This window comes from Streptomyces longisporoflavus, assembly GCF_014649775.1.
GTDB lineage: Bacteria > Actinomycetota > Actinomycetes > Streptomycetales > Streptomycetaceae > Streptomyces > Streptomyces longisporoflavus.
Window position 1 is genome coordinate 150,599 of the sequence record NZ_BMTR01000017.1, and the last position, 16,763, is coordinate 167,361.

16 protein-coding genes are annotated in these 16,763 nt (G+C 72.2%); 11 read left to right on the forward strand and 5 right to left on the reverse strand.

Annotation, left to right across the window (positions count from 1 at the left end):
* The first annotated feature begins 128 nt into the window (after positions 1-128).
* Both IE226_RS30570 and IE226_RS30575 read left to right on the forward strand, forming a co-directional pair.
* Positions 129-665, forward strand: coding sequence for an NUDIX hydrolase family protein (locus tag IE226_RS30570; protein ID WP_190084646.1), 537 nt, complete (start codon positions 129-131; stop codon positions 663-665).
* A gap of 104 nt (positions 666-769) precedes the next feature.
* A complete protein-coding gene (locus tag IE226_RS30575; RefSeq protein ID WP_190084647.1) occupies positions 770-1,843 on the forward strand; it encodes a YncE family protein in 1,074 nt (357 codons plus the stop codon).
* A 77-nt stretch (positions 1,844-1,920) separates the two neighbouring features.
* Here IE226_RS30575 and IE226_RS30580 read toward each other — a convergent pair whose 3' ends face one another.
* Positions 1,921-2,652 (reverse strand): FadR/GntR family transcriptional regulator, encoded by a 732-nt coding sequence (locus IE226_RS30580; protein ID WP_190084648.1) that lies wholly within the window; start codon positions 2,650-2,652, stop codon positions 1,921-1,923.
* 225 nt (positions 2,653-2,877) lie between these two features.
* Here IE226_RS30580 and IE226_RS30585 point away from each other — a divergent pair, with 225 nt between their 5' ends.
* From IE226_RS30585 to IE226_RS30600, 4 genes are all read left to right on the forward strand, one after another.
* Entirely contained in the window at positions 2,878-4,131 is a 1,254-nt protein-coding gene (locus IE226_RS30585; protein ID WP_190084649.1) for an SLC13 family permease, read from the forward strand.
* Positions 4,132-4,268: 137 nt separating this feature from the next.
* A complete protein-coding gene (locus IE226_RS30590) occupies positions 4,269-5,723 on the forward strand; it encodes an acyl-CoA synthetase (RefSeq protein ID WP_229871635.1) in 1,455 nt (484 codons plus the stop codon).
* A complete protein-coding gene (locus IE226_RS30595) occupies positions 5,716-7,314 on the forward strand; it encodes a carboxyl transferase domain-containing protein (RefSeq protein WP_190084650.1) in 1,599 nt (532 codons plus the stop codon). Before IE226_RS30590 ends, IE226_RS30595 begins: the two co-directional genes overlap by 8 nt.
* 36 nt (positions 7,315-7,350) lie before the next feature.
* Positions 7,351-8,409 (forward strand): NAD-dependent epimerase/dehydratase family protein, encoded by a 1,059-nt coding sequence (locus tag IE226_RS30600; protein WP_190084651.1) that lies wholly within the window; start codon positions 7,351-7,353, stop codon positions 8,407-8,409.
* 16 nt (positions 8,410-8,425) lie between these two features.
* Here IE226_RS30600 and IE226_RS30605 read toward each other — a convergent pair whose 3' ends face one another.
* On the reverse strand, positions 8,426-9,538 hold the full coding sequence (locus IE226_RS30605; protein ID WP_190084701.1) for a sensor histidine kinase: 1,113 nt from the start codon (positions 9,536-9,538) through the stop codon (positions 8,426-8,428).
* An 8-nt stretch (positions 9,539-9,546) separates the two neighbouring features.
* Positions 9,547-10,407 carry a response regulator gene (locus IE226_RS30610; RefSeq protein ID WP_190084652.1) on the reverse strand — a complete coding sequence of 287 codons (861 nt, stop codon included), beginning with the start codon at positions 10,405-10,407 and terminating at the stop codon, positions 9,547-9,549.
* A 124-nt stretch (positions 10,408-10,531) separates the two neighbouring features.
* On the opposite strand from IE226_RS30610, the gene IE226_RS30615 reads away from it, so the two are divergent.
* The 3 genes from IE226_RS30615 to IE226_RS30625 all read left to right on the forward strand — a co-directional run bounded on the left by IE226_RS30615 (position 10,532) and on the right by IE226_RS30625 (position 12,939).
* Positions 10,532-11,326, forward strand: coding sequence for a glycosyltransferase family 2 protein (locus IE226_RS30615; protein ID WP_190084653.1), 795 nt, complete (start codon positions 10,532-10,534; stop codon positions 11,324-11,326).
* A gap of 252 nt (positions 11,327-11,578) precedes the next feature.
* A complete protein-coding gene (locus IE226_RS30620) occupies positions 11,579-12,247 on the forward strand; it encodes a TIGR04282 family arsenosugar biosynthesis glycosyltransferase (protein WP_190084654.1) in 669 nt (222 codons plus the stop codon).
* Positions 12,244-12,939: a class I SAM-dependent methyltransferase gene (locus IE226_RS30625; protein ID WP_190084655.1), complete on the forward strand. Its 696-nt coding sequence runs from the start codon at positions 12,244-12,246 to the stop codon at positions 12,937-12,939. Before IE226_RS30620 ends, IE226_RS30625 begins: the two co-directional genes overlap by 4 nt.
* On the opposite strand, the gene IE226_RS30630 is transcribed toward IE226_RS30625, so the two are convergent.
* Complete coding sequence (locus IE226_RS30630) at positions 12,882-13,391, reverse strand: hypothetical protein (protein ID WP_229871636.1); 510 nt, start codon at positions 13,389-13,391, stop codon at positions 12,882-12,884. The genes IE226_RS30625 and IE226_RS30630 overlap by 58 nt on opposite strands.
* Positions 13,391-14,710, reverse strand: a complete 1,320-nt coding sequence (locus IE226_RS30635; protein ID WP_229871637.1) for a molybdopterin-dependent oxidoreductase — start codon at positions 14,708-14,710, stop codon at positions 13,391-13,393. Before IE226_RS30635 ends, IE226_RS30630 begins: the two co-directional genes overlap by 1 nt.
* 113 nt (positions 14,711-14,823) lie before the next feature.
* Between IE226_RS30635 and IE226_RS30640 the strand changes: the two genes are divergently transcribed.
* Together IE226_RS30640 and IE226_RS30645 are read left to right on the forward strand one after the other, a co-directional pair.
* Complete coding sequence (locus tag IE226_RS30640) at positions 14,824-16,182, forward strand: hypothetical protein (RefSeq protein WP_190084657.1); 1,359 nt, start codon at positions 14,824-14,826, stop codon at positions 16,180-16,182.
* Positions 16,183-16,227: 45 nt separating this feature from the next.
* Entirely contained in the window at positions 16,228-16,617 is a 390-nt protein-coding gene (locus IE226_RS30645) for a hypothetical protein (RefSeq protein ID WP_229871638.1), read from the forward strand.
* The last annotated feature ends 146 nt before the right edge of the window (positions 16,618-16,763 follow it).

A 16,763-nucleotide genomic window follows, 5' to 3' on the forward strand; every position in this document is an offset into this window, starting at 1 on the left:
TCTCCCGGATACACTCCCGCTCGCACACTCTTCGCCTTCGGCCAGGACCCCCGCTCCCGCGTCCTGACCCAAGCTCCAGGGTGAAGATGAAGCAGCACGCCGGGAGCCAGTGAACGTATGATCAGCCGATGTCTGACACGACCGAAACCACGCCCGGCTGGCTGACCTCCGACGAGCTCGAGCAGGCCCGTGCACGCATGCCGATCCTGTACGTCGAGGCGGTGCCGGTGCGCGTCGACGACAACGGCGAAGTCACCAGCATCGGACTGCTTTTGGGCATGGGGCGGGACGGGGCGGTCAGCCGCTCCCTCGTCTCCGGCCGGGTCCTGCACCACGAGCGGGTCCGGGACGCGCTGCTGCGCCACCTGGAGAAGGACCTCGGCCCCGCCGCGCTCCCCCGCGTCCCGGCCGCGCTCCAGCCCTTCACCATCGCCGAGTACTTCCCGACGCAGGGCATCACGCCGTTCCACGACCCCCGTCAGCACGCGGTGTCCCTCGCCTACATCGTTCCGGTGGCCGGCGACTGCCGTCCCCGCCAGGACGCCCTCGACCTGGCCTGGTTCAGTCCGCAGGAGGCCTCGTCCGTGACCGTCCAGAACGAGATGCCGGGCGGTCACGGTGTTCTCCTCAAGCAGGCTCTCGCGCACGCGGGTTGCCTGACCTGAGACAGGGATGACCCGGCGGCAATGACTAATTAGGTAAGGCTCGGCTAAGTTGATCGGCGAGTGCCTCCCTCCGGAGGCACCTCTGCCAAGGAGATCGACGCAGCATGAGCTCAACCATCCGCCGGGCCCGCCGTTCCACCGCGATCACCGTGTCGCTCGCCGTGGGCGGCGCCCTGGTCCCGGCCGCCACCGCCGCAGCCGCCGGCACCGACCCCGATGCCGCGCGGACCGGCTCGTCCGCGGTATCGGTGCCGATCAGGCAAGGCCTCTACCAGTCCGCGTACTCCGAGCGGAACGACGCACTCTGGATGACCTCCTCCGTGGGCATGCCGCCCGCCACCGTCACGGACTCCAGACTGCTGAGAGTCGACCCGGACACGCTGAAGGTGGAGAAGTCCTACGCGGCCCCGGTCACCGACGCGGCCACCGGCGCCGTCGAGTCGGTCTACGGAATCGCCGTCGACGACGAGCACAACACCGTCTGGACGACGAACACCCGCGACCACTCCGTCGCCGTGTACAGCCAGCGCACCGGCAAGCGCCTCGCGTCGCTGCCGGGCGTGAACCACGCCCGGGAGATAGTCGTCGACGAGCGGCGCGACACGGTGTGGGCGAGCGCCTTCGGCGACGGCACCCTCGTCGCGTTCGACTCCGGCACCTTCAAGGAGAAGGAGCGCGTCACCGTTCCCGGCGCCGGCCCGACGGGCCTCGCCCTGAACGAGCGGACCGGCACGGTGTACGCCGCCGACTACCACGGCGCCCGGATCATCGAGGTCTCCCCCGGCGCCGAGAGCCCGCGGCTCATTCCGGCCGGGCAGGGATCGCTCTCGGTCGCCCTCTCCGCCAACGGCCGCACCGCCTACACCGCCGACCAGACCTCCGGCACCGTCACGGTCGTCGACCTGCGCAAGGGTGCGGTCACCCGGTCCGTGGCCACCGGCGGGGGCACCAAGTCCGTGGCCGTCGACCGGCGCTCGGGCCACGTCCTCGCGGTCAACCGTACGAGCGCGACCGTCACGATCGTCGACCCGTACAAGGGAGCCGTCGTGAAGTCCGTGGCCACCGGCGCCAACCCCAATCACGTCCATGTGGCCGAGGGTCACGCGTACGTGGCGGACAAGTCGGGCTCCGGCCCCGCGGGAGAGGACCTCCTGACCCGCGTCCGCCTGCGGCGCTAGTCCGCCCTCGGCGCCGGGGGCCCGGTGGTGCCCGGGGGCTCGGTGGTGCCCGGGGGCCCTGTGCGGCGGACGGAGTGCTACACCTCGGAGGGGTCCGGGGTGCTCTCCTCGTCCTCCGGGTTCCAGTCCAGGAGCCGCACCTTCGCGACCGTCCGCACGTGCCGGCGCATCGCGGCCGCCGCCGAACGGCCGCGCCCCGCCTCGATCGCGTCGAGGATCTCGTGATGCTGGGCGAGGGAACGGGCGGGGCGCCGCACCTGGCGCAGTGACTCGTTGCGGCTCTCGGTGATCTGCTCGGCGATGGAGCGCATGAACTCGGCGAGCAGCACGCTGTGCGCGGCGGCGGTCACGGCGGCGTGGAAGAGCCGGTCGCCCTCGGTGCCGTGCCGGCCCTCCTCGATCTCCCGCGCCATCGTGTCGAGGGCGTCCCGCATCGCCCGCAGGTCATCGTCCGTGCGGCGCTCGGCGGCCAGTTCGGCGAGCTTGGTCTCCAGTGCCTCGCGCGCCTCCAGGACGTCGGGCAGCCGCCGCCTGCGCTCCACGAGCCGCTCCACCGGCTCGACGTCCAGGCTGTCCTTGACCAGATAGGTGCCGCCGCCGTGCCGCACCTCGACCAGGCCCTGCACTTCGAGTACGACGATGGCCTGCTTGACGGAGGCGCGGGACACGCCGAGGCGCTGGGCCAGTTCGCGCTCGGGGGGCAGCCGGTCGCCGGAGCGCAGGCCGCCCTCCCCGACGTAGGCACGCAGCCGGTCGAGCACCTGCTCGTACAGCCTCGTCCTGCCCATGGGGCGCAGCGCGTCAGACATCCCAACCCCCCATTTCGGCCCCCGTCGCCGTATTTCGGTCCCCGTGCCGACGGTTCCGCAGCCTAACAGCGGCCGCCGCGGTGGACGAGTGGCCAATTGGCCCAGCCAATTCGTGCGCGATCTCTTGACGGCCGAAACCGATACCCCGACGCTGAGTTCCGCCCACAGCCAAATTGGTTCAGCCACTTGGCCAATAAAGGACGGCCCCAGGGACGGGAACCCACGATGTCCGCCGAACTCATCTCCATCCTCGTACTCGTGGTGGTCTTCGTGATCGCCACCACCCGCTCCATCAACATGGGCGCGCTCGCCTTCGCCGCCGCCTTCGCGGTCGGTGAGCTCGCCGCCGACCTCGACGCGGACGGCATCTTCGCCGGCTTCCCCGGCGACCTCTTCGTCGTCCTGGTCGGCGTGACCTATCTGTTCGCGATCGCCCGCGCCAACGGCACCACGGACTGGCTCGTGCACGCCTCCATCCGCCTGGTGCGCGGGCGGATCGCGCTGATCCCCTGGGTGATGTTCGTGATCACCGGGGCGCTCACCGCGATCGGCGCGGTCAGCCCGGCCGCCGTGGCGATCGTCGCGCCGATAGCCCTGAGCTTCGCCGCCCGGTACGCGATCAGTCCGCTCCTGATGGGCGCCATGGTGGTGCACGGGGCGCAGGGCGGCGGCTTCTCGCCGATCAGCATCTACGGCTCCATCGTCAACGGCATCGTGGAGCGCGAGGACCTGCCGGGGAACGAGGTCGCCCTCTTCCTCGCCTCGCTGATCGCCAATGTCATCATCGCCGGGATCGTGTTCGTCCTCTTCGGCGGGTTGAAGCTGAGCGGTCGCGACATGGACGAGGAGTCGAAGTCGGCTGCGGAGGAGGACGATTCCCGGCTCGATCCGGCCAAGATCGCCACGCTGGCCGCGCTGGTCGCCCTCGTCGTCGCCGTGCTCGGCTTCGACCTCGACGCAGGCCTGAGCTCCATCACGCTGGCCGTGATCCTGAGCGCGTTCTGGCCGGAGTCCAGCCGCCGGGCCGTCGGCGAGATCGCCTGGCCGACCGTGCTCCTGATCTGCGGTGTGCTGACCTACGTCGGCGTCCTCGAAGAGATGGGCACCATCAAGTGGGCCGGTGAGGGCGTCTCCGACATCGGCGTCCCGCTCCTCGCCGCCCTGCTGCTCTGCTACATCGGCGCGATCATCTCCGCGTTCGCCTCCTCCGTCGGGATCATGGGCGCGCTGATTCCGCTCGCCGTGCCGTTCCTGGCCCAGGGGGAGATCGGCGCGGTCGGCATGATCGCGGCGCTCGCCGTCTCCGCCACCGTCGTGGACGTCAGCCCCTTCTCGACCAACGGCGCGCTGGTGCTGGCCGCCGCACCCGACGTCGACCGGGAGCGCTTCTTCCGCCAGCTGATGGTGTACGGCGGGATCGTGGTGGCCGTGGTACCCGCGGCGGTGTGGCTCGTCCTCGTGGTGCCAGGATTCGGGTAGGACGAATCACGGGCCCGGCCTGCCGGGCTCCGCCGCACGATCACGGCCAACACGGCCGCGCCGACGCACCGACGCACCGACGCACCGACGCACCGACGCACCGACGCACCGACGCACCGACCAAGGAGATACACAGCGTGAGTCTGCCTCACCCGCCCCTCTTCCCGTCCCTCGTCGCGGGCTCCGACCTCCCGGCTCTGCGCTTCGGCGAGCGCTCCCTGACGTACGCCGAACTCGCCGCGGCGGCCGGTTCCCTGGCCGCCTCCATCGGCTCGGCGCGCCGGGTGGCACTGTGGGCCACGCCGACGCTCGAAACCGCCGTCGGCGTGGTGGCGGCGCTGCTCGCCGGAGTGCCCGTCGTACCGCTGAACCCGAAGATCGGCGAGCGGGAGCTCGGGCACATCGTGGCGGACAGCGCCCCGTCGGTGATCCTTGCGGCACCGGGCGACGAACTCCCCGACGAACTGGGGTCGTTGGAGCGTACGGACATCACGCCGACCGGCACCGCGACCGGTCCCGTCCGGCTGCCTGCCGAACCCGCGCCCGAGTCCCCCGCCCTGGTCGTCTACACCTCGGGCACCACCGGCCCGCCCAAGGGAGCGGTGCTTCCGCGCCGGGCCCTCTCCGCCACACTTGACGCCCTTGAGGACGCCTGGCAGTGGACGGCCGACGACGTGCTGGTGCACGGGCTCCCCCTGTTCCACGTGCACGGGCTGATCCTCGGCATCCTCGGCCCGTTGCGCCGCGGCGGTTCGGTACGGCATCTGGGCCGGTTCTCCGTCGAAGGGGTACGGCGCGAACTGGCGGACGGGGCCACGATGTTGTTCGGCGTACCCACCATGTATCACCGCATCGCGGAGGCGCTGCCCACCGATCCCGGCCTCGCCAAGGCCCTGTCGGGCGCCCGGCTGCTGGTGTCGGGATCGGCGGCGCTGCCCGTGCACGACCACGAGCGGATCGCGTCGGCCACGGGACGCCGGGTGATCGAGCGGTACGGCATGACGGAGACCCTGATGAACACGAGCGTGCGGGCGGACGGCGAACCGCGCGCCGGAACCGTCGGGGTGCCGCTCGGCGGCGTCGAGCTGCGCCTCGTCGACGAGGCGGGCGCCGAGACGGCGGACCCGCGGGAGGTCGGCGAGATCGAGGTGCGCGGCCCGAACCTGTTCACCGAGTACCTGAACCGGCCCGACGCGACGGCGGCGGCCTTCACCGCCGACGGCTGGTTCCGCACCGGCGACATGGCGGTGCGCGACGACGACGGTTATGTGCGCATCGTCGGCCGCAAGGCCACCGATCTGATCAAGAGCGGCGGTTACAAGATCGGCGCTGGTGAGATCGAGAACGCCCTCCTGGAGTACCCGGGCGTGCGCGAGGCCGCCGTGACGGGCGAACCGGACGACGACCTGGGCGAGCGCATCGTGGCCTGGATCGTGCCGGCGGACCCCGAACAGGCTCCGTCGGAGCAAGACTTGGCGGACCACGTGGCCGCCCAGCTGGCCCCGCACAAGCGCCCGCGGGTCGTGCACTATCTTTCGCAGCTCCCCCGCAACGACATGGGCAAGATCATGAAGCGGTCCCTCCATGGCTGAGTCCACGCCGGACGGCCTTGCCGGTACTGACGGCCCTGCCGTTCCCGACGACCCTGACGGTCCTGCCGCGCGCCTGACCGCGCGGGCGGCCGTCGCCGCCGTGGCCGACCCGGGCAGCTTCACCGAACTTGCTGTGCCTGACGGGGAGTTCAGCGACGAGGAGCGGGACGGACCGCTCGCCTGGCAGGGGTACGGGGACTCCCGCGCCCGCGCCCAGGAACGCACCGGCGAACAGGAGTCCGTGGTCTGCGGCACCGCGGCCGTGGGCGGCACCCGGGCAGTGATCGTCTCCTTCGAGTTCGGCTTCCTGGGCGGCTCCCTCGGCGAGCGCACCGGGGACCGCCTCGAAGCCGCCCACCGGCACGCCAGGGAGCACAGGCTGCCCGTCGTCTCGCTGATCGCGACGGGCGGCAGCCGTATGCAGGAGGGCATGCGCGCGCTGGTCCAACTCCAGCGCGTGGCACGGCAGTCGGAGCTCACCGGTGCGGCGGGCCTGGCGCGGATCGCGGTCCTTCGCGACCCGGCCACGGGGGGCGGTTGGGCCACTCTGGGGGCCGGCGCCGACCTGACCCTGGCACTGCCCGGCAGCCAGGTCGGTTTCGCCGGATCGCGGGTGCGCCCCGCGGACGCGGACCCCGCGGCGTACACCGCCGAGGCGCAGCTGGCGGCCGGGGCGATCGACGAGATCGTACGCCCCGGGGAACTGCGCGAGGCCCTGGCCCTGCGACTCGGGCTGCTGTCCACTGCGGGCAGGGCCGGGGGCGCCACGGCGGCCGCAGACACAGAGTTCGCCCGCACAGAGTCCACGGGCACGGAGTCCGCAGGCACCGAGTCCGCAGGCCCCGAGTCCGCGGGCGCGGCGGCTGCCCCTCGCCCGGCGCCCGCCGAACCCCCGGCCGCGCTCGGCCGTACCGACCTGCCCGCCACCGGCTGGGAAGCCGTAAGACGCACCCGCGACCCCGAACGGCCGCGCGCCGAGGCCTACTTGGCCGCCTACTTCAGCGACCGGGCGCCAATTCGCGGCGACCGGTGCGGGGGCACGGACCCGGGGATGCTCTGCGGGATCGGGTGGCACGAGGGACGGGCGGTCGCCTACGCGGCGCAGTGCGGGACGGCGACGACGCCCGCCGGATACCGCACCGCCGCGCGGCTCGTCCGGCTCGCGGGGCGGCTCGGCATTCCCGTACTCACGCTCATCGACACGCCGGGGGCGGCGAACGGGGCCGAGGCCGAACGGGCGGGGGCCGGCGCGGCGATCGCCGATCTCTTCGCCGCCGTCGCCTCATCGCCGGTGCCGGTCACCTCGCTGGTCATCGGCGAGGGCGGGTCCGGCGGGGCACTGGCCCTCGCGGCGCCGGACAATCTCTGGGCGACGCCGGACAGTTACTTCTCGGTGATCTCCCCCGAGCTGGCCGCCGCGATCCTCAAGCGGGGGCGGGAGGAGATCCGGTCGACGACGGAGCAGCTTCGCCTGCGCCCGCAGGATCTGGTCGAACTCGGTGTGGCACGGGGCCTCGCGTTCCCGGGGCGTCGTGTTCCCGGGGCCTCCCCGGTCAGTTCTTACCGACCGGTGACGAAGCGCCGCCGGTGATCGTCATCGCGGCCCGGCGCTCCTAGCGTGGGTGGCATGCGCGTACTTGTCACCGGCGGCGCCGGATTCATCGGATCGCACGTGGTCGAAGCCCTCGCCGAGCGCGGGCACGAAACGGTGGTGTTCGACGCCCTGCTGCCGTCCGCCCACCCGGAGACGTCCCGGCCACCCCGGCCGCCCGCCGGACAGCGGTGGATCGTCGCCGACGTGCGGGACCGGGCCGCCGTGCGCGAGGCCCTTCGCGGGGTGGACGCGGTGTGTCATCAGGCGGCGATGGTGGGGCTCGGCAAGGACTTCGCGGACGCGCCCGAGTACGTCGGCTGCAACGACCTGGGCACAGCGGTCCTGCTCGCCGAGATGGCCGGGAGCGGGGTGCGGGATCTGGTGCTCGCGGGGTCGATGGTGGTGTACGGGGAGGGGCGGTACGAGTGCGCCCGGCACGGGGTCGTACGGCCCGGTCCGCGCGCGGCGGCCGATCTGGACGCGGGGCGCTTCGAGCCCCTCTGCCCCGACTGCGGCGCCGAGTTGACGCCTGGCAGGGTGGGTGAGGACGCGCCTGCCGACCCGCGCAACGTGTACGCCTCGACCAAGCTGGCTCAGGAGCATCTGGCCGCGGCGTGGGCTCGGGCGAGCGGCGGCCGTGCGGTGTCGCTGCGCTACCACAACGTGTACGGCCCCGGCATGCCCCGCGACACCCCGTATGCCGGTGTGGCCTCGTTCTTCCGCTCGTCCCTGGAGCGCGGCGAGGCGCCACGCGTGTTCGAGGACGGCTGCCAGCGGCGGGACTTCGTGCACGTACGGGATGTGGCGGCGGCCAACGCGGTGATGCTCGAGGCGGTGCGCGAGCGGGAGGCGGGGGCGTTCACCGCGTACAACACCGGCAGCGGCGAGCCCCACACCGTCGGGGAGATGGCCCGCGAACTGTCGCGCGCGTTCGGCGGCCCGGCCCCGACGGTGACGGGCGAGTACCGACTCGGCGACGTACGGCACATCACGGCGGACTCGGGACGACTGAGGGCAGAGCTGGGGTGGCGGGCCGAGGTGGGCTTCACCGAGGGAATGACGACGTTCGCGAAGTCACCGCTGCGGGGATAGGCATGCCTCTGGCGGCTTATGCCCCCGTCGTCGGCAGCGTCACCTCGAAACGGCAGCCTCCCGCTACGTTGCGTACGGCCGCCTTGCCCTGGTGGGCCTCGACGATGCCCCGCACGATCGCCAGGCCGAGGCCCGCTCCCGCCGGGGGCGTGCGGGACTGGCTGCCGCGCCAGCCGGTGTCGAAGACGCGGGACAGATCCTCCTCGGGAATGCCGCCGCAGCCGTCGGTCACGGACAGGACCACGCCGTCCGGGGAGCGCTCCGCGGCCACTGCCACGGTCCCGTCGGCCGGTGTGCGGCGGATCGCGTTGATCAGGAGATTGCCGAGTACGCGGCTCATCTCCTTGCTGTCCACCTCCACCGGGACGGCCTCTACGCTGTCGCCGACGAGACGCACCCGGTGTTCGCGGGCGAGCGGATCGGCGCCCGCGATGGCGTCTCCCACGAGGTCGTAGACGGAGATGCGGGCGGTCGAAAGGGCCAGCGCGCCCGCGTGGATGCGGGAGAGCTCGAAGAGGTCTCCGACCATGGAGTTGAGGCGTTCGACCTCCGTGCGGATCTGCCGCAGATAGCGGTCCGGCTCGGCGGCCACGCCGTCCTCCAGCGCCTCGGACATGGCCCGCAGCCCGGCCAGCGGGGTGCGCAGGTCGTGCGAGATCCAGGCGACCAGTTCGCGCCGGGAGCGTTCCAGGGCCCGCTCACGCTCCCTGGACTCGGCGAGCTTGGCGCTGGTTGACTCCAACTCCCTTGCTAGTGCGGTTAGTTCGGCACTGGCAGGCTCGGTCGGGGCCGCGAAACTGCCGCCCTCGCCGAAGGAACGGGCCGCCAGGGTCAGGGCCTTGCTGCGGGCTACCACCCAGCGGCCGAGCAGCAGCGCGGTGCCCAGGGAGGCCGCGGCTGCCATCGCCACCACGATGGTGACCACGGTCAGGTCGTGCAGCGACAGGAACATCTCCCAGGCCACGGCGAGCGTCCCGGCCAGCATCGCGAACACCGCGACAGCCGCCACGACGGTCATCGAAACCGTGAGGGACCGATGCCGCAGAAGGCGCAGCGCCAGGACGCCGAGCAGCCCGGCGGCCGCCGCGCCCAGGAAGGCGAAGGCGGCGATGACGAGGATGTCCTTCAGCATGAGGATCAGCCTTCGGCTCGGGGCGGTACGAGGTCACTCCGCGCGTCACTCGGCGCGTCGCTCCGCGGGGCGCCGGAGTCGCGGTCGGCCGAGGCTCCCCCAGTGCCGTTTCCGGCGCCACCCCCGTCCCCCTCCGGTACGTCGAGGCGGTATCCCAGTCCCCACACCGTCTGGATGAGCAGCGGCTTGGCCGGATCGTCCTCGACCTTGCCGCGGAGCCTGCGGATGTGGACCGTGACCGTGGACAGGTCACCGAACTCCCAGCCCCACACTTCCCGCATCAACTCCTCCCGCCCGAACGCCTGCCCCGGATGCCGCAACAGGAAGGCCAGGAGATCGAACTCCCGCAGCGTCAGCGCAAGTTCGGCTCCGCCCTTCGTCGCGCGCCGCGCCGCGGGGTCCACCCGCAGACCCGCGGCACTCAGCGTGGCGACGGCCCCGGGGGCGTGTGCGGCGCGGCTGCGGCGCAGCACCGACTCCACCCGCAGGACCAGTTCTCGCGGACTGAACGGCTTGGTGACGTAGTCGTCGGCCCCCACCTCAAGGCCCAGGATCCGGTCGTCCTCGTCGCCGCGGGCGGTGAGCATGATGACGGGCACGGGGCCCCTGGCGCGCAGACGGCGGCACACCTCCAGGCCGTCCATGCCGGGCAGCATCAGGTCGAGGACGACGAGGTCGGGCCGGAAAGCCGCGGCGCGCTCCAGCGCCCCGGGGCCGTCCTCGGCGCGGCCGACGACATAGCCGCCGCGTTCGAGGTAGCCCGCGACGACCTCGGCGACGGTCGGATCGTCGTCGACGACGAGCACCCGGAGCGGGCCGGGGGCGGCGGGCCCGGCGGCCGGGCGTTCCTGCGGTGATGGCTGCATACGGCAAGCCTCGCACCTGCGGCGCGAAGCCCGGCCGGTCAGGACTGCTCCCCGTTGCCGATGTCCCTGTTTCGTAAGAACCTCAAGTCCGATATGTCCGGTTCGGATTCATAGGGTGAGTCGTATGACCCCCTCCCCAGAACCCGACCCTGACGTACCCCACGTACCCGATGTACCCGGGGCTTCCGGCGCTCGTGGCCTCCTGGTCGATGTCGTTCTGCCCTGCCTCGACGAGGCCGGGGCCCTGCCCTGGGTCCTTGAACGCGTTCCCGAGGACTGGCGGGCCGTCGTCGTGGACAACGGCTCCACCGATGGTTCGGCGGACATCGCCCGCGCCCTGGGCGCCACCGTGGTGCATGAGCCCCGGCGCGGCTTCGGGGCCGCCTGTCACGCGGGCCTCACGGCATCCGACGCGGACATCGTGTGTTTCTGCGACTGTGACGCCTCGCTCGATCCGGGGCTGCTGCGAGCCTTCGTACGCAGAGTGGCGGACGGAGAGGCCGATCTGGTCCTCGGGCGGCGGCGCCCACAGGGACGCGGCAGTTGGCCACCGCACGCGCGCGCGGGCAACGTGGCACTCGCGCGGATGCTGCGGCGCCGTACGGGCGTACGCCTGCACGACCTCGGCCCGATGCGGGCGATGCGGCGCGAGGCCCTGGCCGGGCTCGCCCTCACCGACCGGCGCAGCGGATATCCGCTCCAGATGGTCGTGCGGGCGGCCGACGCCGGCTGGCGGATCGAGGAGCGGGACGTGCCGTATCTGCCGCGCGAGGGCAAGTCCAAGGTCACGGGGACGTGGCGCGGGACGTGGCACGCGGTGCGCGACATGCGGGCGGTCCTGGCGGAACCGCCGACCCCGTCCCCGCCGGACCCGTCCCCCGTCGGCCGCGCACGCCAGGCACCGGGCGGCGCCGCATGACCACGTACGGGAACCCGCGCCTCACCATCGCCGAGGAACCCCCGCCGGGCCGCACGAAGAACCACCCCACCCCACACACCCCAGGCGGCACCCCATGACCCCACACGCAACAACCACCCACCTCGCCACCGCCAAAGAACCCCCGCCGGGCCGCACAAAACACCGCCCCACCCCATGCCGCGCCCCCGAACAAAACACCCACGCCGCCACGACCACACCCCACCCCGCACCCCACACCCCAGGCGGCACCCCATGACCCCACACGCAACAACCACCCTCCTCGTCATCGCCAAGGAACCCCTGCCCGGGCGCGTAAAGACACGCCTCTCCCCGCCCTACACCCCCGAAGAAGCCGCCGAGTTGGCCGCGGCCTCGCTTGGCGACACCCTCGGCACGGTGCTCGCGGCTCCCGCCCGCCGCCGGGTCCTGGTGCTCGACGGGCGGCCGGGGCCCTGGTTGCCTGCCGGCATCGAGGTGGTTCCGCAGTGCGCGGGCGGCCTCGACGAACGGCTCGCTGCGGCGTTCGGCGCATGTACGGGGCCGGCCCTTCTGGTCGGCATGGACACCCCGCAGATCACCCCCGACTTGCTCGCCCCCGCGCTCGCCCCCGGCGCCTGGCAGGACTGCGACGCCTGGTTCGGCCCTGCCGTCGACGGCGGATTCTGGGCGCTCGGCCTGGCCGAGCCCGATCCGCGGCTGCTGCGCGGCGTCCCCATGTCGAGGCCCGACACCGGCGCCTTGCAGCGGGCCCGGCTCACGGGCGCCGGACTGAGAGTGCGCGACCTTCCCCCGCTGCGCGACGTGGACACCGCCGACGACGCCGGTGAGGTCGCCGCGGCGGCGCCGGACACCCGGTTCGCCGCCACGCTCACGCGCCTCGCGGCGGCGGCCGGGCACACCGCACAGGGCGGCGGCCGATGAGCACGGCACCCCCCGACACCGGGCTCCGCGGGACAGCCCCCGCGTCCGCCGCACCCTGGCACGCCGATCCGTACACCAACGCCCTGCGCAACGGCCACGGCCCGTTGTTCCTGCGTCGCAGCGACGGCTGGCTGCTGCCTCTCGACGTCGAGCGCTGGTGCGCGAGTGCCGACGCCGCGGACCTCTCCGCGTTGCGCCGCTGCGAGGGCAGCGTCCTCGACATCGGCTGCGGCCCCGGCCGCCTGGTGGCGGGGGCAGCCGCCCGCGGCCATCGCGTCCTGGGAATCGACGTCAGCCAGGCGGCGGTCGACCACACGGTCCGGCTCGGTGGCGCCGCGCTGCTCCGGTCCGTCTTCGACGCGCTCCCCGGTGAAGGCCGCTGGGACACGGCCCTGCTCATCGACGGCAATGTGGGAATCGGCGGAGACCCACCCGCGCTGCTGGAGCGTGTCGCCCAACTCGTCGCTCCAGGCGGCCTGTTGGTCGCGGAGGCCGCCCCGCTGGACGTCGACGAGCGGGTGGAAGTGCACGTCGACGACGGGCACGGCGCACCGGGCGAGCCGTTCCCCTGGGCCCGTCTCGGCGCCCCCGCCCTGCTGCGCCACGCCCGTCCGCTCGGCTGGAACCGGGTCGATCAGTGGACCACCGGAGGCCGCTGCTTCCTGGCGCTGCGCCGCACGCGCCGCACCTGAAGCAGAGTCACCCCGCACACGGCGGCTCCCGCGAACAGCGCGCCCGTGACGGTCAGCCAGCGGACGAGGAAGACACCGGCGGGAAGCGCCGTGGCAGCCTCATAGCGCTCCACCTGCCCGGTGACCAGCGGAAACCACACCAGCAACAGCAGCCCGGACAAGAAGGCCGGAACACGTACGAAGTTGATCCACTCCTTGCGCTCCAGCCGCCCCGCGGCGGTGCGCAGGGCGCGGTCCACGAGTGCGTACGCGGGCACGAACAGCAGGTCGTGCACGAGCGCCGCGCCGGCGAACCAGACGGCGATCAGCAGCCCGTCACCGTCCAGGAGGCGCACCCCCGCATACCCGGCGAGCGCGAACGAGGCCAGCAGCACGAGGAGTTGCAGGGGCCCTTCTCCGTACCACCGCCGCAGTCGGCCCATGGGCCGGATTGCTTGCGTGCGACCGCTCATCACAGCTCCCCGAAGGTCAGACGGGACACCCACTTGGTGTTGAGCACGCCGGGCGCGGCCGGAACGATGATCCGGGCCGGATAGCCGTGGTCCGGCGACAGCTCCTCCCCGTTGACGTGCAGGACGAGGAGAGAGCGCGGGTCGCGCACCTGGTTGTCGCGCAACGCGGCCTTGCGGAAGGCCCCGTGCCGTTGCAAGGACTCCACGAGCACCCCCGGCGGGTCCTCGTCGAACCCGGCGAGGGCCGCCAGGTCGCGCAGGCGCACGCCACGCCACCACTGGTCCGACGTCGACCAGCCTTCCACGCAGGCGATGGGCAACGCCGCACTGTGCTGCCGGAGTTGGAGCAGCTCGGTCCGCGAGAGCTTGACCTCGCCGCGTGGCCCGCCGCCGACGACGAGACGCCAGAGTTCGCCCGTTTCCCGTGGCTCGATGCCCACCTTCGCCGCCGTCTTGTTGATCTGGAAGCCGTTGGGCCCGCTTCCGGGGTCACCGCCGCCGTGCGGGGCGAACAGCGCGGTGCGGCGCAACGGGCCGTCCACGGTCTGCCCCGCCGCCGTCACGAACAGCAGGGCGGAGCCCGCGCCGACCATGCCGAGCGCGCCCCGCCGCGACACGGTCGGCGCGGCGGGTGCCCCAACTCGTACGGGTGCTGCGGGAGCGGCGGGTGCGGCGGGTGCGGCAGCCACCAGGCCCGCCTCGTCGGCCGGCTCGGGGCCCGGGCCCCGCAGCTGTTCGCGCCACCCCCGCTGCCGCAGCACCCGTACGGCTTGGGGCAGGCGCAGCACGACGTGGGCCGCGAACGCGCCGAAGAACACCCAGGCACCGTAGAAGTGCAGCGGGTAGAACGACCCGGGGAAGAGATACTCCAGCTGGACGTTGAGGACACCGGTGACGAACTCGAACAGGGCGCCGCCGACGAGCAGGAGAAGCGACAGCCGCTCCAGGGCGTGCCCCGCCGACCGGGCCGGGGGCAGCGTGAAGAGCTTCGGGAGCACCGACCACAACTTCGCGAGCAGCACCGGAATCAGCGTGATGCCGACCGTGACGTGCAGTCCCTGGTTGAGGCGGTAGAGCCAGTGCGGGTCGGTCGGCCAGTCGAACAGATAGAAGCCGAGGAGGCCCTTGTCCGGGGTCTTGTCGTTGACGGGCGAGAGGTTCGGGTTGTACGCCGCGTAGGACAGCAGGCCCGTCACGAACAGGACCGTGATGCCGACCAGCAGGACGGCACCGAGAACCGAGGTGAGCCACGGCCCGCGCAGCGGACTGCGCCAGAACCCGGGATCGACAGGGGAGGTCACATGTGGTGTGCGGGGCATGGATCGACCGTATGCCGGGCCCTGCCTTCCGACGGGCCCGCAACTCATGACGAAACTCTGACGTCGGCCCTCGGAATCCGATCACTGGTTCCCACCGCGCCTAACGTGCAGACGTGAGCACCACAGAGCGCACCGGCCACCGCCGTGACCTCGCCGCGGCCGGTATCGCGGCGCTACTCGTCACCGCGGCCGTAGCCGTCGGCACCTTCATCGAGCACACGGACGGCACCCTGCACCTCAACTGGCCGCCGCTTTACGCCCGGTGGGACCCGCACGTCGGCCCCGGCACACCCGCCGCGCTCGCGGTCGCCGTCGCCGTGATCGCGTACGGTCCCGCCCTCGCCGCCCGGCTCTCCTGGCGGCCCCTTCTCCTCGCCGCGTGGACCGCCTCCATGGCCTGGATCTGGTCGCTCGCCCTCGTCGACGGCATGTACCGGGGCGTGGCACAGCGGCTCACCACCAAGTACGAGTATCTCCAGGTCGTCGACCGCTTCGAGGACATCCCCGCGACGCTGCGGGACTTCACCCGGCACATCCTGATCGACTCCCCCGACCCCTGGCCCGCCCACACGGCGGGTCATCCGCCCGGCGCCGCCCTCACGTTCGTCCTCCTCGACCGCGTCGGCCTCGGCGGCGGCGCCTGGGCCGGGGCCTTCTGCGTCACCGCGGGCAGCACCGCCGTGGCGGCCGTATTGATCACCCTGCGCGCTCTGGCCGACGAGGCGACCGCTCGCCGGGCGGCGCCCTTCCTCGTCCTGACCCCGGCCGCGATCTGGGTCGGCGCCTCCGCGGACGGCTACTTCGCCGCCGTCACGGCGTGGACGATCGCGCTGCTCGCGCTGGCGGCGACGCGTACGGTCCGCTCCCCGGCGGCAGCGGCCCTCGGCTCGGGCCTGCTGTTCGGACTCGTCTGCTACCTCTCGTACGGCCTGACGCTGTTCGCCCTTGTCGTCGCCGCCGTCCTGCTGATCACCCGCAGCCTTCGCCCGCTTCCTCTCCTCCTGGCGGGAGCGGCCGTCGTCCCGCTGATCTTCACCCTCGCTGGCTTCAACTGGTGGGAGGCGTACCACCTGCTGGTCGAGCGCTACCACCAGGGTGCGGGCGGCATCAGACCGTACGGCTATTTCGTCTGGGCCAATCTCGCCTGCACGGTGCTGGTCGTCGGTCCGGCGACGGTGGCCGCCCTGCGCAGGACGGCGGCGTCCGCCCCCGCCACGTTCGGCCGCCTGTACACCGGCCGGACCACACCTGCCGACCGTCTGACCGCACTCGTCCTGGCCGCGCTCCTCGCCTTGCTGGCCGCCGATCTCTCCGGCATGAGCAAGGCGGAGACCGAACGCATCTGGCTGCCGTTCACCACTTTCCTTTCGGCGGCGACGGCACTCCTGCCCGGGGCGGCGCGACGCCACTGGCTCACCGCACAGGCCGTACTCGCACTGCTGCTGAACCACCTGCTGTTCACGGGCTGGTGAGGCCACGCCTCACCGCCGGGTCCGGTGCGAGCCGTAGTGAAGGTCGTGGCACGCGTGGCAGTGGGGCTGGTAACCGTCGCGGTGGTCATGGACGCTGCGACGGCGGGGCCTGAACACGATCTTGAAAAGACCGTATCCACCGACCGCTGTAAAGGCCACAGTTACGGCGAAGTGCACAGTGACACTGGGCTTGATGGTTTCTGCGAAATCGTGAACGATATCGGCTATGAATTGCTTGATTTCTTCGACCGTCTCGTCCGACGGGGCCTCCTGAGCCATTACGGTGCGATGTTCGGGAGGGTCGGCGACATGCGTGTCGGCGGCTTGCGAAACAGCGGCGCCACCGAGCATGACCAGGAAAAGCACCGCGGCCACGCATGCTGCACGAGCGACGTTCCGGCTCCGACTCCGGCGTGCTCGCGTCGTGGGCTCTGACAGCCCTGACAGCCCTGACAGCTCTGACATGGAAAATCATCCCTTGCACTGGGGGCGCTGCTTCGGCGCCCGGGTGACGACGGTCCGTGCGGCCCGTCGGTACCAGTGCACTGCCACTCCGTTGATGGATCTCGCACGAAAACGTG

What these genes read in the sequence shown, in the direction of transcription:
- IE226_RS30630 (WP_229871636.1), bottom strand. Translation starts at nt 13,391, where the DNA reads ATGAGCGGTCGCACGCAAGCAATCCGGCCCATGGGCCGACTGCGGCGG.
- IE226_RS30625 (WP_190084655.1), top strand. Translation starts at nt 12,244, where the DNA reads ATGAGCACGGCACCCCCCGACACCGGGCTCCGCGGGACAGCCCCCGCG.
- IE226_RS30575 (WP_190084647.1), top strand. Translation starts at nt 770, where the DNA reads ATGAGCTCAACCATCCGCCGGGCCCGCCGTTCCACCGCGATCACCGTG.
- IE226_RS30620 (WP_190084654.1), top strand. Translation starts at nt 11,579, where the DNA reads ATGACCCCACACGCAACAACCACCCTCCTCGTCATCGCCAAGGAACCC.
- IE226_RS30600 (WP_190084651.1), top strand. Translation starts at nt 7,351, where the DNA reads ATGCGCGTACTTGTCACCGGCGGCGCCGGATTCATCGGATCGCACGTG.
- IE226_RS30615 (WP_190084653.1), top strand. Translation starts at nt 10,532, where the DNA reads ATGACCCCCTCCCCAGAACCCGACCCTGACGTACCCCACGTACCCGAT.
- IE226_RS30585 (WP_190084649.1), top strand. Translation starts at nt 2,878, where the DNA reads ATGTCCGCCGAACTCATCTCCATCCTCGTACTCGTGGTGGTCTTCGTG.
- IE226_RS30635 (WP_229871637.1), bottom strand. Translation starts at nt 14,710, where the DNA reads ATGCCCCGCACACCACATGTGACCTCCCCTGTCGATCCCGGGTTCTGG.
- IE226_RS30580 (WP_190084648.1), bottom strand. Translation starts at nt 2,652, where the DNA reads ATGTCTGACGCGCTGCGCCCCATGGGCAGGACGAGGCTGTACGAGCAG.
- IE226_RS30570 (WP_190084646.1), top strand. Translation starts at nt 129, where the DNA reads ATGTCTGACACGACCGAAACCACGCCCGGCTGGCTGACCTCCGACGAG.
- IE226_RS30610 (WP_190084652.1), bottom strand. Translation starts at nt 10,407, where the DNA reads ATGCAGCCATCACCGCAGGAACGCCCGGCCGCCGGGCCCGCCGCCCCC.
- IE226_RS30595 (WP_190084650.1), top strand. Translation starts at nt 5,716, where the DNA reads ATGGCTGAGTCCACGCCGGACGGCCTTGCCGGTACTGACGGCCCTGCC.